Raw genomic sequence first — 20151 nt, forward strand, 5'->3', positions numbered from 1 at the left:
AAGGAGAATGTGAATGTCTAAAGTCATCGGCATCGACCTCGGCACGACCAATAGCTGCGTCGCCGTCATGGAAGGCACCTCGCCGAAGGTGATCGAGAACGCCGAGGGCGCGCGCACGACGCCCTCCATCGTCGCCTTCACCGAGGACGGCGAGCGCCTCGTCGGCCAGCCGGCCAAGCGCCAGGCGGTCACCAATCCCGAGCGCACCTTCTTCGCGGTGAAGCGCCTCATCGGCCGCCGCTATGACGACCCGATGGTCGAGAAGGACAAGAAGCTCGTCCCCTATTCCATCGTGAAGGGCGACAATGGCGACGCCTGGCTGGAATCCGACGGCAAGAAATACTCGCCCTCGCAGATCTCCGCCTTCACGCTGCAGAAGATGAAGGAGACCGCGGAGGCCTATCTCGGCGCCAAGGTCGACAAGGCGGTCATCACCGTCCCCGCCTATTTCAACGACGCCCAGCGCCAGGCCACCAAGGACGCCGGCCGCATCGCCGGCCTCGAAGTGCTGCGCATCATCAACGAGCCGACCGCGGCCGCGCTCGCCTATGGCCTCGACAAGAAGTCGGCCGGCACCATCGCGGTCTACGACCTCGGCGGCGGCACCTTCGACGTGTCGGTGCTGGAGATCGGCGACGGCGTGTTCGAGGTGAAGTCGACCAATGGCGACACCTTCCTCGGCGGCGAAGACTTCGACATGCGCCTGGTGAACTACCTGGCGGACGAGTTCAAAAAGGAGCAGGGCATCGACCTGCGCAATGACAAGCTCGCCCTGCAGCGCCTCAAGGAGGCCGCTGAAAAGGCGAAGATCGAGCTGTCGAGCGCGCAGCAGACCGAGATCAACCTGCCCTTCATCACCGCCGACGCCTCCGGGCCGAAGCACCTGACCATGAAGCTCACCCGCGCCAAGTTCGAGGCGCTGGTGGACGACCTGATCCAGCGCACCGTCGAGCCCTGCCGCAAGGCGCTCAAGGATGCCGGGCTCACCGCCGGGCAGATCGACGAGGTGGTGCTGGTCGGCGGCATGACCCGCATGCCGAAGGTGCAGGAAGTGGTGAAGCAGTTCTTCGGCAAGGAGCCCCACAAGGGCGTCAACCCGGATGAAGTGGTCGCCATCGGCGCCGCCATCCAGGCCGGCGTGCTGCAGGGCGACGTGAAGGACGTGCTGCTGCTCGACGTCACCCCGCTCTCGCTCGGCATCGAGACGCTGGGCGGCGTGTTCACCCGCCTGATCGACCGCAACACCACCATCCCGACCAAGAAGAGCCAGGTGTTCTCCACGGCCGAGGACGGCCAGACCGCGGTGACGATCCGCGTGTTCCAGGGCGAGCGCGAAATGGCGGCGGACAACAAGATCCTCGGCCAGTTCGACCTGGTCGGCATCCCGCCGGCGCCGCGCGGCGTGCCGCAGATCGAGGTCGCCTTCGACATCGACGCCAACGGCATCGTCAACGTGTCGGCCAAGGACAAGGGCACCGGCAAGGAGCAGCAGATCCGCATCCAGGCCTCGGGCGGCCTCTCCGACGCCGACATCGAGAAGATGGTGAAGGACGCCGAGGCGCACGCCGCCGACGACAAGCAGCGGCGCGCGGTGGTGGAAGCCAAGAACCACGGCGAGGCGCTGGTCCATTCGACCGAGAAGGCGCTGGCCGAGCATGGCGACAAGGTCGGCGCGGCCGAGAAGGGCGCCATCGAGACCGCCATCGCCGAGCTGAAGACGGCGCTGGAAGGCGACGACGCCGAGGCGATCGCCGCCAAGACCAACGCGCTGGCGCAGGCCTCGCTCAAGCTGGGCGAGGCGATGTACGCCGCGCAGCAGGGCGGCGCCGAGGCCGAGGCCGGTGCGCCGAAGGACGACGTGGTGGACGCCGAGTTCACCGAGGTCGACGACGACAAGAAGAAGTCGGCCTGACCGGCTTTCTCGAAAACCCCGCCCCGGGAGTCCGCTCCCGGGGCGGCTTTGCAAGGATGAGGCGGGCAAGCCGCCGCCCGGATTCCCGGACGAGACCCGGCGAGCGCTTCTTCCGGCGGCAAGCTTCCTGCATGCAACGGGCCCGAACGTCCCGCCAGCCCCGCGTGTCCCGCAACGGACCCGATCTCACGGCTGGCCGGTGGGCAGAACGATTCGGCGGCACGGCGACCCATGGCCAAGATCGACTATTACGAACTGCTCGAAGTGACCCGCACCTGCTCGGACGGGGAGCTGAAATCGAGCTATCGCAAGCTCGCCATGAAGTGGCACCCGGACCGCAATCCCGGTGACGGCGAGGCGGAATCCCGCTTCAAGCAGATCAGCGAAGCCTATGACGTGCTGAAGGATCCGCAGAAGCGCGCCGCCTATGACCGCTTCGGCCATGCCGCCTTCGAGAATGGCGGCGGGGCCGGCGCCGGCTTCGGCAACGATTTCGCCTCCACCTTCTCCGACATCTTCGACGACCTGTTCGGCATGGGCGGCGGACGGCGCGGCGGACGCGGCACCGGGCGCGAGCGCGGCGCGGACCTGCGCTACAACATGGAAATCACGCTGGAGGAGGCGTATGGCGGCAAGGATGCCACCATCCACCTGCCGACCTCCATCACCTGCGAGGCCTGCACCGGCACCGGCGCCAAGCCGGGAACCCAGCCGACCACCTGCCGCACCTGCGGCGGCGCCGGGCGCGTGCGGCAGGCGCAGGGCTTCTTCACGCTGGAGCGCACCTGCCCGAGCTGCCAGGGCCGCGGCCAGGTCATCGAGGACCCATGCCCGGCCTGCGCCGGCGCCGGGCGCGTGACCAAGGAGCGCACGCTCGAGGTCGCCATTCCCGCCGGCGTCGAGGACGGCACCCGCATCCGCCTCGGCGGCGAGGGCGAGGCCGGCGCACGCGGCGGCCCGGCGGGCGACCTCTACATCTTCCTGTCCATCGCGCCGCACGACTTCTTCCAGCGCGACGGCGCCGACCTGTTCTGCCGGGCGCCGATCTCGATGGTGACCGCGGCGCTGGGCGGCTCCTTCGAGGTGCCGACCATCGACGGCGACAAGTCGAAGGTGAAGATTCCCGAGGGCACCCAGTCCGGCAAGCGCTTCCGCCTCGCCGGCAAGGGCATGCCGGTGCTGCGCACCCGCACCCGCGGCGACATGTATGTGCAGGTGGTGGTGGAGACGCCGCAGAACCTCACCCGCCGCCAGCGCGAGCTGCTGGCCGAGTTCGAGGAGGAATCCTCCAACGAGAACCATCCCGAGGCCCATGGCTTCTTCGCCAAGGTGAAGGACTTCTTCGCCGGCGACGCCGAATGACCCCATCGACGCATCGACGACGCCACCGCTTTCCCAATGTAACGGTTGCGTCATCGCGACGACTTAACATTGCCGGATAGTGCGCCTAGTCTTGCCGGATTGCGTTTCGCTCCCTTCATTCATGGCCGTTCGTTTCGGCGCCTTGGAACCTTAGTGGCATGCTGCATCGCTCCTGCTCCGACAGCCCGAAATCACGTCCCGACGAAGTCCGTTTCCTCCAGTCCTGGCTCCAGGATCCGCTGCGCACCGGGGCGGTGTCGCCCTCCGGCCGCGCGCTGGCGCGCACCATGGCCGGTTATGTCGACCCGGACGAAGACGGGCCGGTGATCGAGCTCGGGCCGGGTACCGGCCCGGTAACGGCGGCGCTGATCGCCCGCGGCGTGGCGCCCGAGCGTCTGGTGCTGATCGAATACAACCCGGAATTCTGCAACCTGCTGCAGGCGCGCTTTCCCGGCGCGACGGTGATCCGCGGCGACGCCTACGGCATCGCCAAGACGCTGGACGGGGTCATCGACAAGCCGGCGACGGCGGTGGTCTCCTCGCTGCCGCTGTTCACCCGGCCGGTGACCGAGCGCCACAGCCTGCTCGACCAGGCCTTCGCCCTGTCGCGCCCGCAGGCGCCGTTCATCCAGTTCACCTATGCGGTGGTGTCCCCGGTGCCGCTGCAGTCGCAGCGCTTCGACGCCCATCGCAGCCCGCGCATCTGGGCCAACCTGCCGCCGGCGCGGGTCTGGGTGTATCGTTCCCGCACCGCCTGACAGCGGCCCGAGGCGGGAAGCGCCATCCGGCGCCCCGGGCCCGCCATCCGGCCCCTGTTGTCCACGCCTGCGCGGAGATTGCGATGCGTCCTCCCAAGATCCTGGTTTTCGCCGGTTCGGTCCGTACCGGCTCCTATTCGGCGACGCTGGCGGCATTGGCGGCCAGGGAGCTCGCCCTGCTCGGCGCCGAGCCGGTGCGGATCTCGCTCGAGGACTATCCGCTGCCGATCTACGACGCCGACCTCGAGGCCGAGGACGGCGTGCCGCAGGCCGCCGAGCAGCTGCGCGAGCAGCTGGCGCTGGCCGACGGCGTGTTCATCGTGACGCCGGAATACAATGCCGCCGTGCCGCCGCTGCTGAAGAACGCCATCGACTGGGCCAGCCGCGCCAAGGGCGCAGGCAGTGGCAGCGCGTCGGGCGGCGGCGGGCACGACCCGTTCAAGGGGCCGGTCTTCGCCATCGGCTCGACCTCGCCGGGGGCGCTCGGCGGCTATCGGGCGGCGATGATGCTGCGCCAGGTGCTGGCGCTGGGCCTGAGCGCGCTGGTGCTCGCCGAGCAGGCGATGGTACCCGCCGCGCATCAGGCCTTCTCCGACGGCGGCGATTTCAAGGACGAACGCCAGCTCGACCGCTTGCGCGGAACGCTGCGCGCGCTTATCGACCAGTCGGCGCTGCGCGCGGGCCTGCGCGCCTGAGGCAATTGGCGCCGACTGGAGACCGCCGATGAGCTTGCCCGTTCCCGATCCGCGCGACCGGCTGATCGTCGCCCTCGACCTGCCCTCACTGCGGGCGGCGGAGGACATCGTCTCGAAACTGGGCGACACCGTCAGCTTCTACAAGATCGGCTACGAGCTCGGCTTCGCCGGCGGCCTCGGCTTCGCCCGCGAGCTGATCGGCGAGGGCAAGAAGGTCTTCATCGACTTCAAGCTGCACGACATCGGCAACACGGTGGCCAAGGGCGTGGCGAGCGTCGCCCATATGGGCGCCAGCTTCCTCACCGTGCACGCCTATCCCCAGACCATGCGGGCGGCGATGGAAGGCAAGGGCGCGAGCCCGCTGCGCATCCTCGCCGTGACCGTGCTCACCTCCTATGACGAGGCGGATCTCGCGGAAGCCGGCTACGCCCAGGGCGTCGACGCCACGGTGCGCCGGCGCGTCGAGCAGGCCGGCGAGATCGGCATAGACGGCATCGTCTGCGCCCCGACCGACGCGACCATGGTGCGCGAGGTTCTCGGCCCGCGCCGCGCCATCGTCACCCCCGGCGTGCGCCCGGCCGGCTCGGCCGCCGGCGACCAGAAGCGCATCGCCACCCCCGCCGTCGCCATCCGGGCCGGCGCCGACCATCTGGTGGTCGGCCGGCCGATCGTCGCCTCGCCGGATCCCGCCGCCGCCGCCCGGGCGGTGCAGGCGGAGATCGCCGCGGCCCTCTAGACCGACCCGGGCGCACGGCGTTCCGGCGCCCGGCCTTTCCCGACAGACGGAAGGTTTCGACAACATGGCCAAGGGTTACTGGATCAGCCGCATCGACGTCCACGACGCGGAAGCCTACAAGCCCTATGTGGCCGGCGCGGATGCCGCCATCGCCGCCCATGGCGGGCGTTTCCTGGTGCGCGGCGGCACCTTCGAGGCCCCCGAGGGCGTGGCGCGCTCGCGCAATGTGGTGGTCGAGTTCAAGGACTACGAGACGGCGCTCGCCTGCTTCCGCTCGCCGGAATACCAGGCCGCCTATGCACACCGCCTCGCCTCCTCCACCGGCGAGCACATCGTCGTCGAGCAGTATGAGGGCCACCAGCCGGCGGCCGGCGTGATCGACGGGCCGGCAAGCGGTCCCGGCACCGCCTATTGGGTGATGCGCATCGACGTGCACGACGCCGAGGGTTACAAGCCCTATATCGCCGCCGACGCCATCGCGGTGGAGAAGGCCGCGGCCTGGTTCCTGGTGCGCGGCGGCCGGCACGAGGCGGTGCACGGCCCCGCCCGCTCGCGCAACGTCGTCCTTGCGTTCAAGGACTACGAGACCGCCCGCGCCGCCTATCATTCGCCCGAGTACCAGGCGGCACTCGCCTTCCGCAAGGCGGCGGCGGAAGCGGAGGTGATCATCGTCCACGGCGCCGAATAGGCGGATCTCACGCAAATGTGCCGGCACCGGACGGATTCGCCCGGCCGGATATCCGCCGGCTGTGGACAAGGCTGACGGCTTCTGCTATCTGCGCACACCTCGATCGGCCGATGTGCCGTCCCAGCGCCTTTTCCGGGACGTGCCTCCCCCGATCTACGACATCAACGCATACGCGATAGCGCAGGCACGAAGAGGAAGACACGTGCAGGTTCTCGTTCGGGACAACAATGTCGATCAGGCCCTGAAGGCCCTCAAGAAGAAGATGCAGCGCGAAGGCATCTTCCGTGAGATGAAGCTGCGCGGCCATTACGAGAAGCCGTCCGAAAAGCGCGCCCGCGAGGAGGCCGAGGCCATCCGTCGCGCCCGCAAGCTGGCCCGTAAGCGCGCCCAGCGCGAAGGCCTGCTGCCGTCCAAGCCGAAGACCGTCGCCGGCCGCTGAGCGCGCCGGCCCCTCTTCGGGGCTTCCGAATATAGTCCGATGAGCGCGGTGACGGCGTCACCGCGCTTTTTGGCGTATGTCGCCACGGCGGCGAAAGTGTCGGGATAGCGCCATGGGCTTCCCCTCCAAGCGCGAAGACGGCCCGGCGCGCGGGACGCGCTCGTCCGCCGGCTTCCTCGTCGACGACCTCATCATCCACGACCTGCGCACCGTCCCGCATTTCACGGCGACGGTTGCCGATCGCCTCTGGCACGCCTGGTGGCGCGAGGAAGGCGTGGCGCTCGACGCCCTGCAGGCGCGCGTCCGGGAGAGCCTCGGAACGGAACCGGTGCCGACCACCCTCGTCGCGCAGTCCGGCGCGACCTTCCTGGGCACCATCTCGCTCATCGCCTGCGACATGGAGGAGCGCCCGGCGCTGACTCCCTGGCTGGCGGCGCTGTGGGTGGAGCCGGCGCATCGGCGGGCCGGCCTGGGCACGGCGCTGGTGGAGGCGGCGGCGCGGCTCGCCTGCCGCGAGGGCTATCCACGGATTTACCTGGCGGCGACGGCCGCGCATGCCGGCTTCTATCGCCGGCGCGGCTGGGCGACGCACGAGACCGGCATTGGCGGGCTGGATATTCTCAGCCGGTGCTTCCGCCCCGGCTGACGCGCCTCACTGGCGGTTCATCGGTACGGTGTATTCGCCGGCGCGAATGCGCTCGGCGAGACGGGCGGCGAAATCGGCCGACGCTTCCTCGCCATAGGTGGCGACCATGGAACGTATGGCGGTGAACAGCGCCGCCTGCGCCAGGCAATCCTCGTCGAGACCGTCATAGACAGCCTCGTTCCACGCTTCGTCGAGATAGGCCAGCGCCGCGTGGCGCTCATCCTCCTGCGCCCGCTCGGCAGCGGGATCGATGGCGGTCGGATCGGTAATCTCGGACAAGCTTGGCACCTCCGCGCGTGCAACCCCCGCGCCCAACTCACCATAGCACGACGATTCCGATGGTCCGCCCAAGTTTTGAACAAGGGTTAACGGCGACCGGGAATTCGCCACGCTGTGTCTTTTCAGTCGCGACTGTTGCGCAATAGCCGCAGAATGCGGCCGCAGCATGTCCCAAGGAACACGCCGTTCCGTTGGCGCCTCACAGCGCGATCTCGAAGGGCTCGCCCTGCATCGCCTCGCAGCCGCGCCCGATGGCGGCGATCGCCGCGCTCATCCGCCCCTGCCGGCCGAGCGCCGCATCGGCGAGCGCCACCAGCAACGCATTGGGCGTCGCGCTGGGCGAGGCCACGCGCAACGCCCTCGCGATCTCGGCCTCGTCGCGCTCGGGAGCCAGCGCGCAGGCGGCGACGAAGGCCGAGGCGGTGGAGCGGCTGATGCCGGCGAAGCAGTGCACCACCAGCGGCGCCCGGCGCGGCCAGCGGCGCGCGAAACCGAGAATCGCCTCCACATGCTCGGCAGCCGGATGGACCAGGCCCTCCTGCGGCTCGACGATGTCGTTGAAGCCGACGAAGAGATGGTCCTCCTGGCGGATCGCCATCGGCCGCACCACCGGCGTGCCGATATTGATCACGGTGAGCACATGGGAGGCACCGGTGCGCGTCACCGTCTCCTCCAGGCGCGAGAGCGGGCAGACATGGATCATTTCGGTTCTCCCGGCACAGGCCCGGCGATCTCGGCGAAGCGGGCAAGGAAGCGCATCTTGGCCTCGCCGGCGCTCCAGGGGGCGAGATGCTCGCGCTCGGCCGCGGCATCGAGCGGGAACGGCGCCCCGAAGAAGCGCTTCGCCTCGGCAACCCCGAAGCCGGCAAGGTGGGTGGCTTCCAGGAAGGCGCTGGCGCGGTCGGCCGCCTTCACCTTCTTGACCAGCGCCACCGGCCATTGGATCGGCAGGCCGAAGCGCAGGCTCACCGCGGCCAGCAGGCGCGCCTCGACGCTCTTGTAGTCGCCGCCGAGCACCGCCTTGAACGGGCTGATCATGTCGCCCACCACATATTCCGGCGCGTCGTGCAGCAGCATGGCGAGGCGCCAGCGGCGATCGAGCTCGACGCCGGCGGCCTGCGCCTGCCGGCGGGCGATCAGTTCGACGAGCACCGAATGCTGGGCGACCGAGAAGATGTGCTCGCCGCTGGTCTGGCCGTTCCAGCGGGCGACGCGGGCGAGGCCATGGGCGATGTCCTCGATCTCGATGTCGAGCGGCGAGGGGTCGAGCAGGTCCAGCCGCCGGCCGGAAAGCATGCGCTGCCACGCGCGGGGAGAACGCGCGGCGCTCAAGGGCGGGCTCCGGCGCGGCCGAACGTCCGGGCGCCATGCCGGTGGCAAGTGACGAGATGGTCGTCGACCATGCCCACCGCCTGCATGAAGGCATAGACGATGGTGGGCCCGACGAAATTGAAGCCGCGGCCCTTCAGCTCCTTCGACATCGCCTGGGCCACGGGAGAGGTGACGATCGGCGCGCCTCCCTCCTCGCAGCGATTGTCCAGCGTCGGTCCGTTGATGCCCCAGAGCAGCGCCGAGAAGCCGGGTCCCTTCTCCATGATGTCGAGAAAGGAGCGGGCGGAGCGGATGGTCGCCTCGATCTTGGCGCGGTTGCGCACGATGCCGGCATCCTGCATCAGCGCCTCGACCTTCTCCGGGCCGTAGCCGGCGATGATCTCCGGCCGGAAGCCGTCAAAGGCGCGACGGAACTGGTCGCGCTTGCGCAATATGGTGATCCAGGCGAGGCCGGCCTGGAACCCGTCGAGGATGAGCTTCTCGAACAAGGCGCGGTCGTCATGCTCCGGCACGCCCCATTCCTCGTCGTGATAGGCGACGTAGAGCGGATCGGTGCCGCACCAGCGGCAGCGGTGGAGGCCATCGGCATGGACAGGCATCAGGCGGCGCTCCCGGTTCCCGGAATGGCGAAGCTGGCCCAATCGAGCCTCTCGGGCACCAGCGTCACCCCGTCGGCCTCGATGGCCAACCCGGATTCGCGCGCCTCCGCCAACCGGTCCAGCCGGATCAGCGCGAGCACCCGCCCCTCCACCCCGGAGCCGACGGTACCGAGCGTCTTGCCGCCGGCGAGGATAGCCGTGCCGGGCGCCGGCGCCGGGCCGCACACCGCGAAGGGGACGACGCGGGTGCGGGCGGTGCCGCGGTGCTGCATGCGGCTGACGATCTCCTGGCCGACATAGCAGCCTTTGTCGAAGTCGATGCCGTGCAGCTGGTCCATGTCCGCCTCGTGCGGGAAGGCGTCGGCATAGGCGAAGTCGCGTCCGCCTTCCGGCACGCCGAGGGCGACGCGATGCGCCTGCCAGGCGGCCTCGTCGGCATCCTCGGCGACGGCCACACCCGGAGGCAGAAGGAAACGGATGCCGAGCGCGGGCAGCCGGGGGTCGGCGAAGGCGGCCACGCCGGCCGGCGGCTCCGCGCCGTTCCAGGCGATGCCGACGCGCCAGCCCTCCAGGGCGGCGATCTCCACTTTGGCCCGCAGCCGGTAGAGGGTGAGGCGCTTCAGGAGGTCGGGCAGGCGGTCCGCCGGCACGTCGAGGCGGAAGCCTTCCTCGACGGCATAGACGAACATGTCGGCGATGATCTTGCCCTGCGGGGTCAGCAGGGCTGCATAGCGCGCGGTCCCGGGTGCCGGCGTGCGGGCGGTGAGCAGGTTGTCGAGGAAATGCGCCGCATCGGCTCCGTCGATCCGGGCGAGGGCACGCTGGCCGAAAAGAGCGATGGGCATGCAGCCGTCTCCCGCACGACGCGCCGTGGCGGCGCCGACTCGGCCGGCGGACCGGCCGTTCCGCACAGGTAAAGCGAGCCGGCGGTGCGGGCAAGGGCGGAAGGCGAGAAGCGCGGAAGGCGAGAAGCGCGGAAGGCGAGAAGCCCGGAACGGTTCGGCTCAGCTGCGGCGCGGCGCGGCGGGAACGCCGATGTCGGTGCCGTGTCCGGCGAGGTCGGCCGCGGGATAGACACCCGTCAGCACCTCGTCGAAATGGCGGCGCACCGCGTCGCTGCAATCGCAGCTGATCTGCCGCAGCCGGGCCGCGTCCCTCACCACCAGCCGTCCCCGCCGCGTGTCCACGGCACCGGTTTCGCGCAGGGTGTTGAGCACCCGTCCCATATAGGAACGCCCCACCGCCAGCATGGCGGCCAGCTGTTCCTGAGTCAGGCGCACATTCTCGTCGCCGGTGCGATCCATGGCGCCGATGAGCCATTTGGCGGTACGCTGCTCGATGGAATGGGCAGCGTTGCACGCCACCGACTGGAAGATCTGCGCCAGCAGGCAATCGGCATAGCGCGCGAACAGATGGCGCAGGGTCAGGGACTGGCCCTTGGCGCGCTCGAGCTCGCCGCTGTCGAGCCGCAGCAGCGGCCCGCCGATCTGCACCTGCGCCCGGCAATAGGCCGGCAGCCGCCCCTGGCTGACGATGCCGCCGACCGCTCCCTCGCGGCCGATCATGCCGACCTCGGCAGGACGCCCGTCGTCGAGCACCACCATGAAGGAAACCAGCGTCGGGCCGCAGGGGAAATAGACGGTGCGCACATCGTCGCCGGGCTCGTAGAGCACGGCACCGGCCGGCCGCTCGAACCGCATCAGATGCCCGCGCAGCAGCGCGAAATCCGCCGCCCGCAACGCCGCGAGCAGGTTGTTGCCGGTCGCCGTCCCACCGAAAACGCCGCTGCCGCCAGCCGTGACCGCCATTCCGCCCTCCCTGCGCGTCTGCGCCTTAAACGCCCGGAGGCGCCGAAATGTTCACTGGAGCGCAGAAGCCGCTCTCTGCGTGGCGCGGATACCGGACGGATCGGGCCTGTTGCGCGTGGCCTTGCGGACGGAACTGGGCTAAGAGCCCGGCAGCGCTTCCATGACCAGCGGGGACACCATGACCCAGACCTTCGACCTTCTCCTCAAGGGCGGCACCGTGGTGAACCAGGACGGCATCGCCACGCGCGATGTCGGCGTGACCGCCGGGCGGATCGCCGGCATCGGCGCCTTCGACGCGGCGCAGGCCGGCGAGACGATCGATTGCAGCGGGCTGCATGTGCTGCCGGGGGTGATCGACACCCAGGTGCATTTCCGCGAGCCCGGCATGGAGCACAAGGAAGACCTAGAGACCGGCTCCCGCGCCGCGGTGATGGGCGGGGTGACGGCGGTGTTCGAGATGCCCAACACCAATCCGCTCACCACCTCGGCCAGCGCGCTGGAGGACAAGATCGCCCGCGCCACCGGGCGCATGCATTGCGACTTCGCCTTCTTCGTGGGCGGCACGCATGACAATGTGAAGGACCTGCCGGAGTTGGAGATGCTGCCCGGTGCGGCCGGCATCAAGGTGTTCATCGGCTCCTCCACCGGCTCGCTGCTGGTGGCCGACGATCCCGGCGTGCGCGAGATCCTGAAGGTGATCCGCCGCCGCGCCTCCTTCCATTGCGAGGACGAGCCGCGCCTCGCCGAGCGCAAGGGCCTGCGCGTGCCGGGCGACGCCGCTTCGCATCCGGTGTGGCGCGACGAGATCGCGGCGCTGACCGCCACCACCCGCCTCGTCAATCTCGCCCGCGAGGTCGGCAAGCGCGTGCATGTGCTGCATGTCACCTCGGCGGAGGAGATGGCGTTCCTGCGCGACAACAAGGATGTCGCCACGGTGGAGGTGACGCCGCATCACCTCACCATGGACGCGAGCTGGTACGCCCGCCTCGGCTCGCTGGTGCAGATGAACCCGCCCGTGCGCGAGGCGCGCCACCGCGCCGCGCTGTGGCAGGCGCTGGCGGACGGCGTGGTCGACGTGCTCGGCTCCGACCATGCGCCGCACACGCTGGAAGAGAAGGCCAAGCCCTATCCCGACAGCCCCTCCGGCATGACCGGCGTGCAGACGCTGGTGCCGATGATGCTCGATCATGTGAATGCCGGACGGCTGACGCTGGAGCGCTTCGTCGACCTCGCCAGCGCCGGGCCGGCGCGCATCTTCAACATCGCCACCAAGGGGCGGATCGCGGTCGGCTACGACGCCGACTTCACCGTGGTCGACCTGAAGCGGCGCGAGACCATCCGCAATGGCTGGATCGCCTCGCGGCCCGGCTGGACGCCATATGACGGGGTGGAAGTCACCGGCTGGCCGGTCGGCACCTTCCTGCGCGGCGCCAAGGTGATGTGGGAGGGCGAGCTGACGACGCCGTCCTCCGGCGCGCCGGTGCGCTTCATGGATGCGCTGAAGCCGCTGTGAGGCGAGTGCGCCTACCCGAGGACGCGCGATAAACTAGATGACCGTCATGCCCGGCCTTGTGCCGGGCATCCGCGCCTTTTCCGCGCCACAGTGTTTCTGCCCGAGCCGGGTCGGACTGCGTGGATGGCCGGGTCAAGCCCGGCCATGACGTTGCATGAGCGGGTATTGGGCTCAATACGTCACTTCCGCCAGATACAGCCCCGCCGAGGGCGCCATCGGGCCGCAGCGCGTGCGGTCCCTCGCCTCCAGCGCCGCCTTGACGTCGCCGGGCGTCCAGGCGCCCTCGCCGACCTTCACCAGCGTGCCGACCATCGAGCGCACCTGATGGTGCAGGAAGGACCGCGCGGCGGCATGGACGCGGATCTCGGTGCCGACATCGAGCGACACCTGCTCCACCTCCAGCCGGTCCAGCGTCTTCACCGGCGAATTGGCCTGGCAGCCAATGGCGCGGAAGGTGGTGAAGTCGTGCCGGCCGATCAGCTGCCTGGCGCCCTCTGCCATCGCGGCCGCGTCGAGCGGGCGCAGCACCCGCCAGGCCCGGTCGCGGTCGAGCACCAGATCGGGCCGGCGCACGATGATGCGGTAGAGATAGCGCCGGCCGATCGCCGAGAAGCGGGCATGGAAATCGTCCGCCGCCCGCTCCGCCGCCAGCACCGCCACCGGCAGCGGGCGCAGATGCGCGTTCATCGCGTCGCGCACCGTATCGGGGCGCCACTCCTTCGCCAGCTCGACATGCGCCACCTGCCCGGTGGCATGCACGCCGGCATCGGTGCGCCCGGCACCGTGGACCTGCACCCGCTCGCCGGTGAAGCGTTCGACCGCATCGGTGAGTGCGCCCTGCACCGAGGCGCCCTCGGCCTGGATCTGCCAGCCGACGAAGGGCGTGCCGTCATATTCGATGGTGAGCTTGTAGCGGGGCATGCGGCTCTCTAGCGCCGTCTCGCTTCCGCGTCACTATCTCGCCTTCCGCCCTTGCCCCGGCGGGCGGGCTTGGGCATCGTGCGCGCCCGACACGGAGCCCGACATGACCGACCGCACCGACATCGTAGACCCGAACGACCATGTCGTGCTGATCGACGGCTCGGCCTACATCTTCCGCGCCTATCACGCGCTGCCGCCGCTCACCCGCACCTCCGACAAGCTGCCGGTGGGCGCGGTGGCCGGCTTCTGCAACATGCTGTGGAAGCTGGTGCGCGCGCAGGGTTTCGAGCCGAAGCCGACCCATCTCGCGGTGGTGTTCGACAAGAGCGAGCAGACCTTCCGCAAGGAGATCTACCCGCTCTACAAGGCGCAGCGCCCGGACCTGCCGGAAGACCTGATCCCGCAATTCCCGCTCATTCGGGAAGCCACGCGCGCGTTCGACCTCGCCTGCGTCGAGCAGGACCGCTACGAGGCCGACGACATCATGGCCACCTATGCCGAGCAGGCCAAGGCGCGCGGCACGCGGGTGACCATCATCTCCTCCGACAAGGACCTGATGCAGCTCGTCGACGAGAAGGTGCGGATGTACGATCCGATGAAGGATCGGGCCATCGGCGCCGACGAGGTGTTCGAGAAGTTCGGCGTCAGCCCGGACAAGGTGATCGACGTGCAATCGCTGGCCGGCGATTCGGTGGACAATGTGCCGGGCGTGCCGGGCATCGGCATCAAGACCGCCGCGCAGCTGCTCGCCGATTATGGCGACCTCGACACGCTGCTCGCCCGCGCCGCCGAGATCAAGCAGACCAAGCGGCGCGAGAACCTGATCGCGTTCGCCGACCAGGCGCGGCTCTCCCGCGAGCTGGTGACGCTGAAGCGCGACGTGCCGCTGGAGGTGCCGCTCGACGAGATCGCCGTGGTGGAGCCGGAGACCAGACGGCTGGTCGCCTTCCTCAAGGCGATGGAGTTCACCACGCTGACGCGCCGCGTCGCGGAAGCCTATGGCATCGAGCTTTCCGCCATCGAGCCGGACCCGAAGCTGGTCGCCGGCGCCCCGGCCTCGGTCGCCTTCACGGAAGCCGCGGAGCTCGGCCCGGAACCGGAGCCCGCAGCGGGGGAAGACGCCGCCGCCGGGACCGACGGCCTCGCCTCGCCAACGGAACGGGCGGTGGCGCGGGTGGCGGAAGCCGGCAAGACGCCGGTGGATCGGTCGCGCTACGAGACCGTGACGGACATCGCCCGGCTGCGGGACTGGGTGGGCCGCGCCTTCGAGCGCGGCTATGTCGCCATCGACACCGAGACCAATTCGCTCGACGCCATGCAGGCCGAGCTGGTCGGCTTCTCGCTGGCGCTGGCGCCCAACGAGGCCTGCTACGTGCCGCTCCAGCATGTCGGCGCCGGCGACGGGCTGTTCGCGGAAGGGCTGGTTCCCGGCCAGATCCCGCTCACCGAGGCGCTGGAGACGATCAAGCCGCTGCTGGAAGACGACGGCGTGCTGAAGATCGGCCAGAACCTGAAATATGACTGGCTGATCCTCGCCCGCCACGGCATCGAGATCGCGCCCTATGACGACACGATGCTGATCTCCTACGTGCTCGATGCCGGCGCCTCGCCGCACGGCATGGACCCGCTCTCCATGCGCTGGCTGAACCACACGCCGATCAAATATGAAGAGGTCGCCGGCAAGGGGAAGGGCGCCGTCACCTTCGACCGCGTCGCCATCGAGAAGGCGGTGGAATACGCCGCCGAGGATGCCGACGTCACCCTGAGGCTGTGGCAGGTGCTGAAGGCCCGGCTGATCGCCGAGCGCAAGAGCACCGTTTACGAGACGCTGGAGCGCCCGCTCGTCACCGTGCTCGCCAATATGGAGCGGCGCGGCATCCTCATCGACCGGCAGATGCTGTCGCGGCTCTCCGGCGATTTCGCACAGGGCATGGCGCGGCTGGAGGCCGAGATCTCCGAGATGGCGGGCGAGACCTTCAATCCCGGCTCGCCCAAGCAGCTCGGCGACATCCTGTTCGGCAAGATGCAGATCCCTGGCGGCCGCAAGACGCCGACCGGCGCCTGGTCGACCGGCGCCGACGTGCTGGAGGAACTCGCCGAGCAGGGCCACGAACTGCCGCGCCGCATCCTCGACTGGCGGCAATTGCAGAAGCTGAAATCCACCTATGCCGACGCGCTGCCGACTTATGTGAACCCGCATTCCGGCCGGGTGCACACCTCCTTCGCGCTGGCGGCGACCACGACGGGGCGGCTCTCCTCCTCCGAGCCGAACTTGCAGAACATCCCGGTGCGCACCGAGGAAGGCCGCAAGATCCGCAAGGCCTTCGTCGCCGCGCCCGGCCACAAGCTGGTCTCGGCCGACTATTCGCAGATCGAATTGCGGCTGCTGGCCGAGATCGCCGACACGCCCTCGCTGCGCCAGGCCTTCCAGGACGGGCTCGACATCCACGCGATGACCGCCTCGGAAATGTTCGGCGTGCCGATCGCCGGCATGCCGGCGGAAGTGCGCCGGCGCGCCAAGGCGATCAATTTCGGCATCATCTACGGCATCTCGGCCTTCGGGCTGGCCAACCAGCTCTCCATCCCCCGCGAGGAGGCCGGTGCCTATATCAAGCGCTATTTCGAGCGCTTCCCCGGCATCCGCGCCTATATGGACGAGACTCGCGCCTTCGCCCGCGAGCACGGCTATGTCGAGACGCTGTTCGGCCGGCGCTGCCACTACCCGGACATCGCCGCCAAGAACCCGTCGATCCGCGCCTTCAACGAGCGCGCGGCGATCAATGCCCGGCTGCAGGGCTCGGCGGCCGACATCATCCGGCGGGCGATGGCCCGCATGGAAGCGGCGCTGGCCGGCGCGAGGCTCGAGGCGCGCATGCTGCTGCAGGTGCATGACGAGCTGATCTTCGAGGTGCCGGACGATCAGATCGCGGCGACCATTCCCGTGATCACCCGGGTGATGGAGGAGGCGCCGATGCCGGCGGTGGCGCTCACCGTGCCGCTGAAGGTGGACGCCCGCGCCGCCGACAACTGGGACGAGGCGCATTGAGGGCGGATTGTGCTGCGACCGCCGTTCTTGCGGCAAGACGTGGATGGCCGGGCCAAGCCCGGCCATGACGGTCCTCTGAGCGGCGCGCGTCCACCAAAACCACGTCATGCCCGGGCTTGGCCCGGGCATCCACGCCTTTGGCCGGGGCACGCCATGATCAGCTCAATGCGCCCGCTCCCGCGCGCGGTCGAGCCGCTCGATGATCGCCTTGGCCACCAGCGTCGCCAGCGCCACCGCGGTGAGCAGCGTCGCCACCGCGAAGGCGGCGACCGCGTTGTTGTCCTGGTAGAGCAGCTCGATCTGCAGCGGCAGGGTGTTGGTCTGGCCGCGAATGTTGCCCGAGACGATCGACACCGCGCCGAACTCGCCCATGACGCGCGCATTGCACAGTGCCGCGCCGTAGAGCAGCGCGAAGCGGACATTGGGCAGCGTCACCAGCCGCAGGATGCGCCAGCCGCCGGCGCCGAGCGTCACCGCCGCCTCTTCCTCCTCCGACCCCTGCGCGATCATCAGCGGGATCAATTCGCGGGCGACGAAGGGCGCGGTGACGAACAGGCTCGCCAGCATGATGCCGGGCACCGCGAACATGATCTTGATGTCATGCGCCTCGAGGAACGGCCCGAGCAGGCCCTGGGCGCCATAGACGAACAGATAGGCGACGCCGGCGATGATCGGCGAGATGGAGAAGGGCAACTCCACCAGCGCCACCAGGAGGTTACGGCCGGGGAAGGAGAATTTGGCGATGCACCAGGCGGCGGCGATGCCGAAGCCGACATTCACCGGCACCACCACCAGCGCGGTGATCAGCGTCAGCAGAATCGCGTATTGCGTGTCCGGCGCCGCAAAGGAGCGGGCATAGGCGGCCCAGCCATGCTTCAGCGCCTCGGCGAAGATGGCGGCGAGCGGCGCCACCAGGATCAGCGCGGTGACGAGCAGCACGGCGCCGACCAGCACCCGGCGGGTCGTCGCGCCGGAACCGACGCGCACGCGGGCGCCGAGATCGTCCTTGCGCGGGCGGGGAATGGTGGGAGGTGCCGCCATGCTCAGTCCGCCGATCCGATCCGCCGCTGCTGCCACAGCTGGATCATATTGACGAGGAACAGCATCACGAAGGCGGTGGCGAGCAACGTGCCGGCAATGGCCGCCGCCGCCGGGTAGTCATATTCCTCGATGCGGATGAAGGTGAGCAGCGACACCACCTCGGTCTTGCCCGGCAGGTTGCCGGCGATGAAGATGATCGCCCCGAACTCGCCGAGCGAGCGCGCGAAGGACAGCGACGCCCCGGTGAGGAAGGCGGGGAAGATCGCCGGGAAGATCACGGTGGCGAAGATGCGCCGGTCCGAGGCGCCGAGCGTGGCGGCGGCCTCCTCGACATCGGCCGGCAGGTCCTCCAGCACCGGCTGCACGGTACGCACCACGAAGGGGATCGAGGTGAACGCCATGGCGATGGCGATGCCGAGCGGCGTGTAGGCGACGTCGATGCCGAGCGCCGCCAGCGGGCCGCCGAACCAGCCGTTCTTCACGAACAGCGCCGACAGCGCGAGGCCGGCCACGGCGGTGGGCAGCGCGAAAGGCACGTCGACCAGGGCGTCGAGCAGCCGCTTGCCGGGAAATTCATAGCGCGCCAGCACCCAGGCCAAGGCGAGGCCGTAGACGCAGTTGAAGGCGGTGGCGAGCGCGGCGGTGGCGAAGGTGATGCGGAAGGCGTTGGCGGTGCGCGGGCCCGAGAGGATGGCGAGGTAGCGCTCCCAGCCAACATCCAGCGCCTGCCAGACCAGCGCGCCCAGCGGCAGCAGCACGATGAGGCTGAGATAGGTGAGGGTGATGCCGAGCGACAATCCGAAGCCCGGTATGACGCGGTTCAACGGCTCGGCTCCTTCCCCTCGGCGACGGCCACTTCCCGGCCGATGGCCGGTGCAGGACCGGCCATGCCGCACTTATCCGCCGATGTCCAGTGCGAGACCGGTTTTCACGGAGGCGGGACGGGAATCAGGGCCTTGCCGGACGTGAGGCGTCCCCGAGCAACGTCGTGGCCGGACGTGATCCGGCCATCCACGCCGTTCAACCCAGGCACCGGCCCGAGACGTGGATGCCCGGGACAGGCCCGGGCATGACCGGTCTTCTGCTTCTTCGGCAGAACAGGCGAAAATCACTTGCCGACGAAATCACCTGCCGACAAAAATCACTTGCCGACGAAGAGCTGGTCGAGCTTGCCGTCGGAGACGAAGTGCCCCTTCTGCAGCTTGTCCCAGCCGCCGAACACGTCCTCGACCTTGAGGAGGCGCACCGGGGCGAACTTGTCCTTGAACTGCTCGGCCACCGCCTTGTCGACCACGCGGTTATTGGCCTGCGCCGCGATGGTCTGACCCTCGGTGGAATAGAGCCAGGTGAGGTAGTCGGTCGCCACCTGCCGCGAGCCGCGCTTGTCCACCACCTTGTCGACCACCGCGACCGGGAACTCGGCGAGCAGGCTCACCGGCGGCACCACGACCTGGAAGTTCTTGTCCTTGTAGGCGTCCTTGGCGCTGATGACCTCGGCCTCGAAGGTGATCAACACGTCGCCCTGCTCGCGCTCGACGAAGGAGGTGGTGGCGCCGCGCCCGCCGGTATCGAACACCACGACATTGGAAAGCAGCTTCTTGGCGAAGGCGTCGGCCTTGGCCTCGTCGCCGTTGAACTTCTCCAGCGCGAAGGCATAGGCGGCGATGTAGGTGTAGCGGCCATTGCCCGAGGTCTTCGGGTTGGGGAACACCAGCTTGACGTCGTCGCGGACGAGGTCGTCCCAGTTCTTCACATTCTTGGGATTGCCGGCGCGCACCAGGAAGGCGGGGAAGGAATACCAGGGCGAGGCGGCGTTGGGCAGCCGGGTCTGCCAGTCCTTGGCGACGAAGCCCTTGTCGACCAGGAACTGGATGTCGGTGATCTGGTTGAAGGTGACGACGTCCGCCTCCAGCCCCTCGACGATCGAGCGCGCCTGCTTGGAGGTGCCGGCATGGCTCTGGTTGACCTTGATCTCCTTGCCGGTCTTCGCCTTGTAGGCCGGCTCGAACTTGGCGTTGATCGCCTCGAACAGTTCGCGGGCGATGTCGTAGGAGGCGTTGAGGATCGAGGTCGGCTCCGCCGCCCGGGCGGCGGGGACAGCAGCGGAGAGCAGGACGGGCGCCAGGGCGGCGGCGAGGACGAGACGGCGCGACAGGCGCATGGCGGAAACTCCAGACGGACGGGAATTATCAATTAGAATTTGTGGAAATTTCAATTCCACAGTCGAAATTGATCTAGCATGACGCTTGTCCTCGCGGAAGGGGAAAACGGCACGACCTCGCCGGGCCCTCCGCGACGCACGGCCGGCGGAGCGGCACCCCGGCTCGCCGGCAGGGCCTCGCGCCGACCGCTCGTTCCGTGCTAGTGGCTGGCGCC

Annotated in this window: 20 protein-coding genes; 10 read left to right on the forward strand and 10 right to left on the reverse strand. The window is 69.1% G+C overall.

All coding sequences use genetic code 11. The features are described from left to right. The first annotated feature begins 13 nt into the window (after nucleotides 1-13). From dnaK to KHC19_RS15645, 8 genes are all read left to right on the forward strand, one after another. Nucleotides 14-1912 carry a molecular chaperone DnaK gene (gene dnaK, locus KHC19_RS15610; RefSeq protein ID WP_213353296.1) on the forward strand — a complete coding sequence of 633 codons (1899 nt, stop codon included), beginning with the start codon at nucleotides 14-16 and terminating at the stop codon, nucleotides 1910-1912. A gap of 231 nt (nucleotides 1913-2143) precedes the next feature. After that, nucleotides 2144-3274: a molecular chaperone DnaJ gene (gene dnaJ / locus KHC19_RS15615; protein WP_213353297.1), complete on the forward strand. Its 1131-nt coding sequence runs from the start codon at nucleotides 2144-2146 to the stop codon at nucleotides 3272-3274. A 158-nt stretch (nucleotides 3275-3432) separates the two neighbouring features. Next, the gene (locus KHC19_RS15620) at nucleotides 3433-4032 is read left to right on the forward strand and encodes a class I SAM-dependent methyltransferase (protein WP_213353298.1); all 600 of its coding nucleotides are present in this window, start codon (nucleotides 3433-3435) and stop codon (nucleotides 4030-4032) included. Between the two features lie 83 nt (nucleotides 4033-4115). Continuing rightward, a complete protein-coding gene (locus KHC19_RS15625) occupies nucleotides 4116-4727 on the forward strand; it encodes an NADPH-dependent FMN reductase (protein ID WP_213353299.1) in 612 nt (203 codons plus the stop codon). Nucleotides 4728-4755: 28 nt separating this feature from the next. Beyond that, the gene (gene pyrF, locus KHC19_RS15630; RefSeq protein ID WP_213353300.1) at nucleotides 4756-5463 is read left to right on the forward strand and encodes an orotidine-5'-phosphate decarboxylase; all 708 of its coding nucleotides are present in this window, start codon (nucleotides 4756-4758) and stop codon (nucleotides 5461-5463) included. Nucleotides 5464-5527: 64 nt separating this feature from the next. Further along, complete coding sequence (locus tag KHC19_RS26480) at nucleotides 5528-6151, forward strand: DUF1330 domain-containing protein (RefSeq protein ID WP_213353301.1); 624 nt, start codon at nucleotides 5528-5530, stop codon at nucleotides 6149-6151. A gap of 202 nt (nucleotides 6152-6353) precedes the next feature. Further along, on the forward strand, nucleotides 6354-6590 hold the full coding sequence (gene rpsU, locus KHC19_RS15640; RefSeq protein WP_213353446.1) for a 30S ribosomal protein S21: 237 nt from the start codon (nucleotides 6354-6356) through the stop codon (nucleotides 6588-6590). Nucleotides 6591-6702: 112 nt separating this feature from the next. After that, on the forward strand, nucleotides 6703-7236 hold the full coding sequence (locus tag KHC19_RS15645) for a GNAT family N-acetyltransferase (protein WP_213353302.1): 534 nt from the start codon (nucleotides 6703-6705) through the stop codon (nucleotides 7234-7236). Nucleotides 7237-7242: 6 nt separating this feature from the next. On the opposite strand, the gene KHC19_RS15650 is transcribed toward KHC19_RS15645, so the two are convergent. The 6 genes from KHC19_RS15650 to KHC19_RS15675 all read right to left on the reverse strand — a co-directional run bounded on the left by KHC19_RS15650 (nucleotide 7243) and on the right by KHC19_RS15675 (nucleotide 11254). Further along, nucleotides 7243-7515, reverse strand: coding sequence for a hypothetical protein (locus KHC19_RS15650; RefSeq protein WP_213353303.1), 273 nt, complete (start codon nucleotides 7513-7515; stop codon nucleotides 7243-7245). A gap of 199 nt (nucleotides 7516-7714) precedes the next feature. Further along, nucleotides 7715-8218 carry a tyrosine phosphatase family protein gene (locus KHC19_RS15655; protein WP_213353304.1) on the reverse strand — a complete coding sequence of 168 codons (504 nt, stop codon included), beginning with the start codon at nucleotides 8216-8218 and terminating at the stop codon, nucleotides 7715-7717. Further along, nucleotides 8215-8811 (reverse strand): YfbR-like 5'-deoxynucleotidase, encoded by a 597-nt coding sequence (locus KHC19_RS15660; protein WP_213353447.1) that lies wholly within the window; start codon nucleotides 8809-8811, stop codon nucleotides 8215-8217. The genes KHC19_RS15655 and KHC19_RS15660 overlap by 4 nt, the downstream gene beginning before the upstream one ends. A gap of 32 nt (nucleotides 8812-8843) precedes the next feature. Beyond that, the gene (locus tag KHC19_RS15665) at nucleotides 8844-9446 is read right to left on the reverse strand and encodes a DNA-3-methyladenine glycosylase I (RefSeq protein ID WP_213353305.1); all 603 of its coding nucleotides are present in this window, start codon (nucleotides 9444-9446) and stop codon (nucleotides 8844-8846) included. Beyond that, nucleotides 9446-10291, reverse strand: a complete 846-nt coding sequence (gene ygfZ, locus KHC19_RS15670) for a CAF17-like 4Fe-4S cluster assembly/insertion protein YgfZ (protein WP_213353306.1) — start codon at nucleotides 10289-10291, stop codon at nucleotides 9446-9448. Before ygfZ ends, KHC19_RS15665 begins: the two co-directional genes overlap by 1 nt. 159 nt (nucleotides 10292-10450) lie before the next feature. Then, nucleotides 10451-11254, reverse strand: coding sequence for a Crp/Fnr family transcriptional regulator (locus KHC19_RS15675; RefSeq protein ID WP_213353307.1), 804 nt, complete (start codon nucleotides 11252-11254; stop codon nucleotides 10451-10453). A gap of 178 nt (nucleotides 11255-11432) precedes the next feature. On the opposite strand from KHC19_RS15675, the gene KHC19_RS15680 reads away from it, so the two are divergent. After that, nucleotides 11433-12767, forward strand: a complete 1335-nt coding sequence (locus tag KHC19_RS15680) for a dihydroorotase (protein ID WP_213353448.1) — start codon at nucleotides 11433-11435, stop codon at nucleotides 12765-12767. Nucleotides 12768-12938: 171 nt separating this feature from the next. Here the strand turns inward: KHC19_RS15680 and truA are convergent, their stop codons facing one another. Continuing rightward, nucleotides 12939-13688: a tRNA pseudouridine(38-40) synthase TruA gene (truA, locus tag KHC19_RS15685; RefSeq protein ID WP_213353308.1), complete on the reverse strand. Its 750-nt coding sequence runs from the start codon at nucleotides 13686-13688 to the stop codon at nucleotides 12939-12941. A 103-nt stretch (nucleotides 13689-13791) separates the two neighbouring features. Here truA and polA point away from each other — a divergent pair, with 103 nt between their 5' ends. Beyond that, nucleotides 13792-16734 (forward strand): DNA polymerase I, encoded by a 2943-nt coding sequence (polA, locus tag KHC19_RS15690; RefSeq protein ID WP_213353309.1) that lies wholly within the window; start codon nucleotides 13792-13794, stop codon nucleotides 16732-16734. A gap of 162 nt (nucleotides 16735-16896) precedes the next feature. On the opposite strand, the gene cysW is transcribed toward polA, so the two are convergent. The 3 genes from cysW to cysP form a co-directional block, all read right to left on the reverse strand. Then, a complete protein-coding gene (gene cysW / locus KHC19_RS15695) occupies nucleotides 16897-17775 on the reverse strand; it encodes a sulfate ABC transporter permease subunit CysW (protein ID WP_213353310.1) in 879 nt (292 codons plus the stop codon). A gap of 2 nt (nucleotides 17776-17777) precedes the next feature. Further along, nucleotides 17778-18599, reverse strand: coding sequence for a sulfate ABC transporter permease subunit CysT (gene cysT / locus KHC19_RS15700; protein ID WP_213353311.1), 822 nt, complete (start codon nucleotides 18597-18599; stop codon nucleotides 17778-17780). A 317-nt stretch (nucleotides 18600-18916) separates the two neighbouring features. Further along, nucleotides 18917-19936, reverse strand: coding sequence for a thiosulfate ABC transporter substrate-binding protein CysP (cysP, locus tag KHC19_RS15705; protein WP_213353312.1), 1020 nt, complete (start codon nucleotides 19934-19936; stop codon nucleotides 18917-18919). Nucleotides 19937-20151: the final 215 nt, after the last annotated feature.

The organism is Ancylobacter oerskovii (assembly GCF_018390555.1).
GTDB classification, from domain to species: domain Bacteria; phylum Pseudomonadota; class Alphaproteobacteria; order Rhizobiales; family Xanthobacteraceae; genus Ancylobacter; species Ancylobacter oerskovii.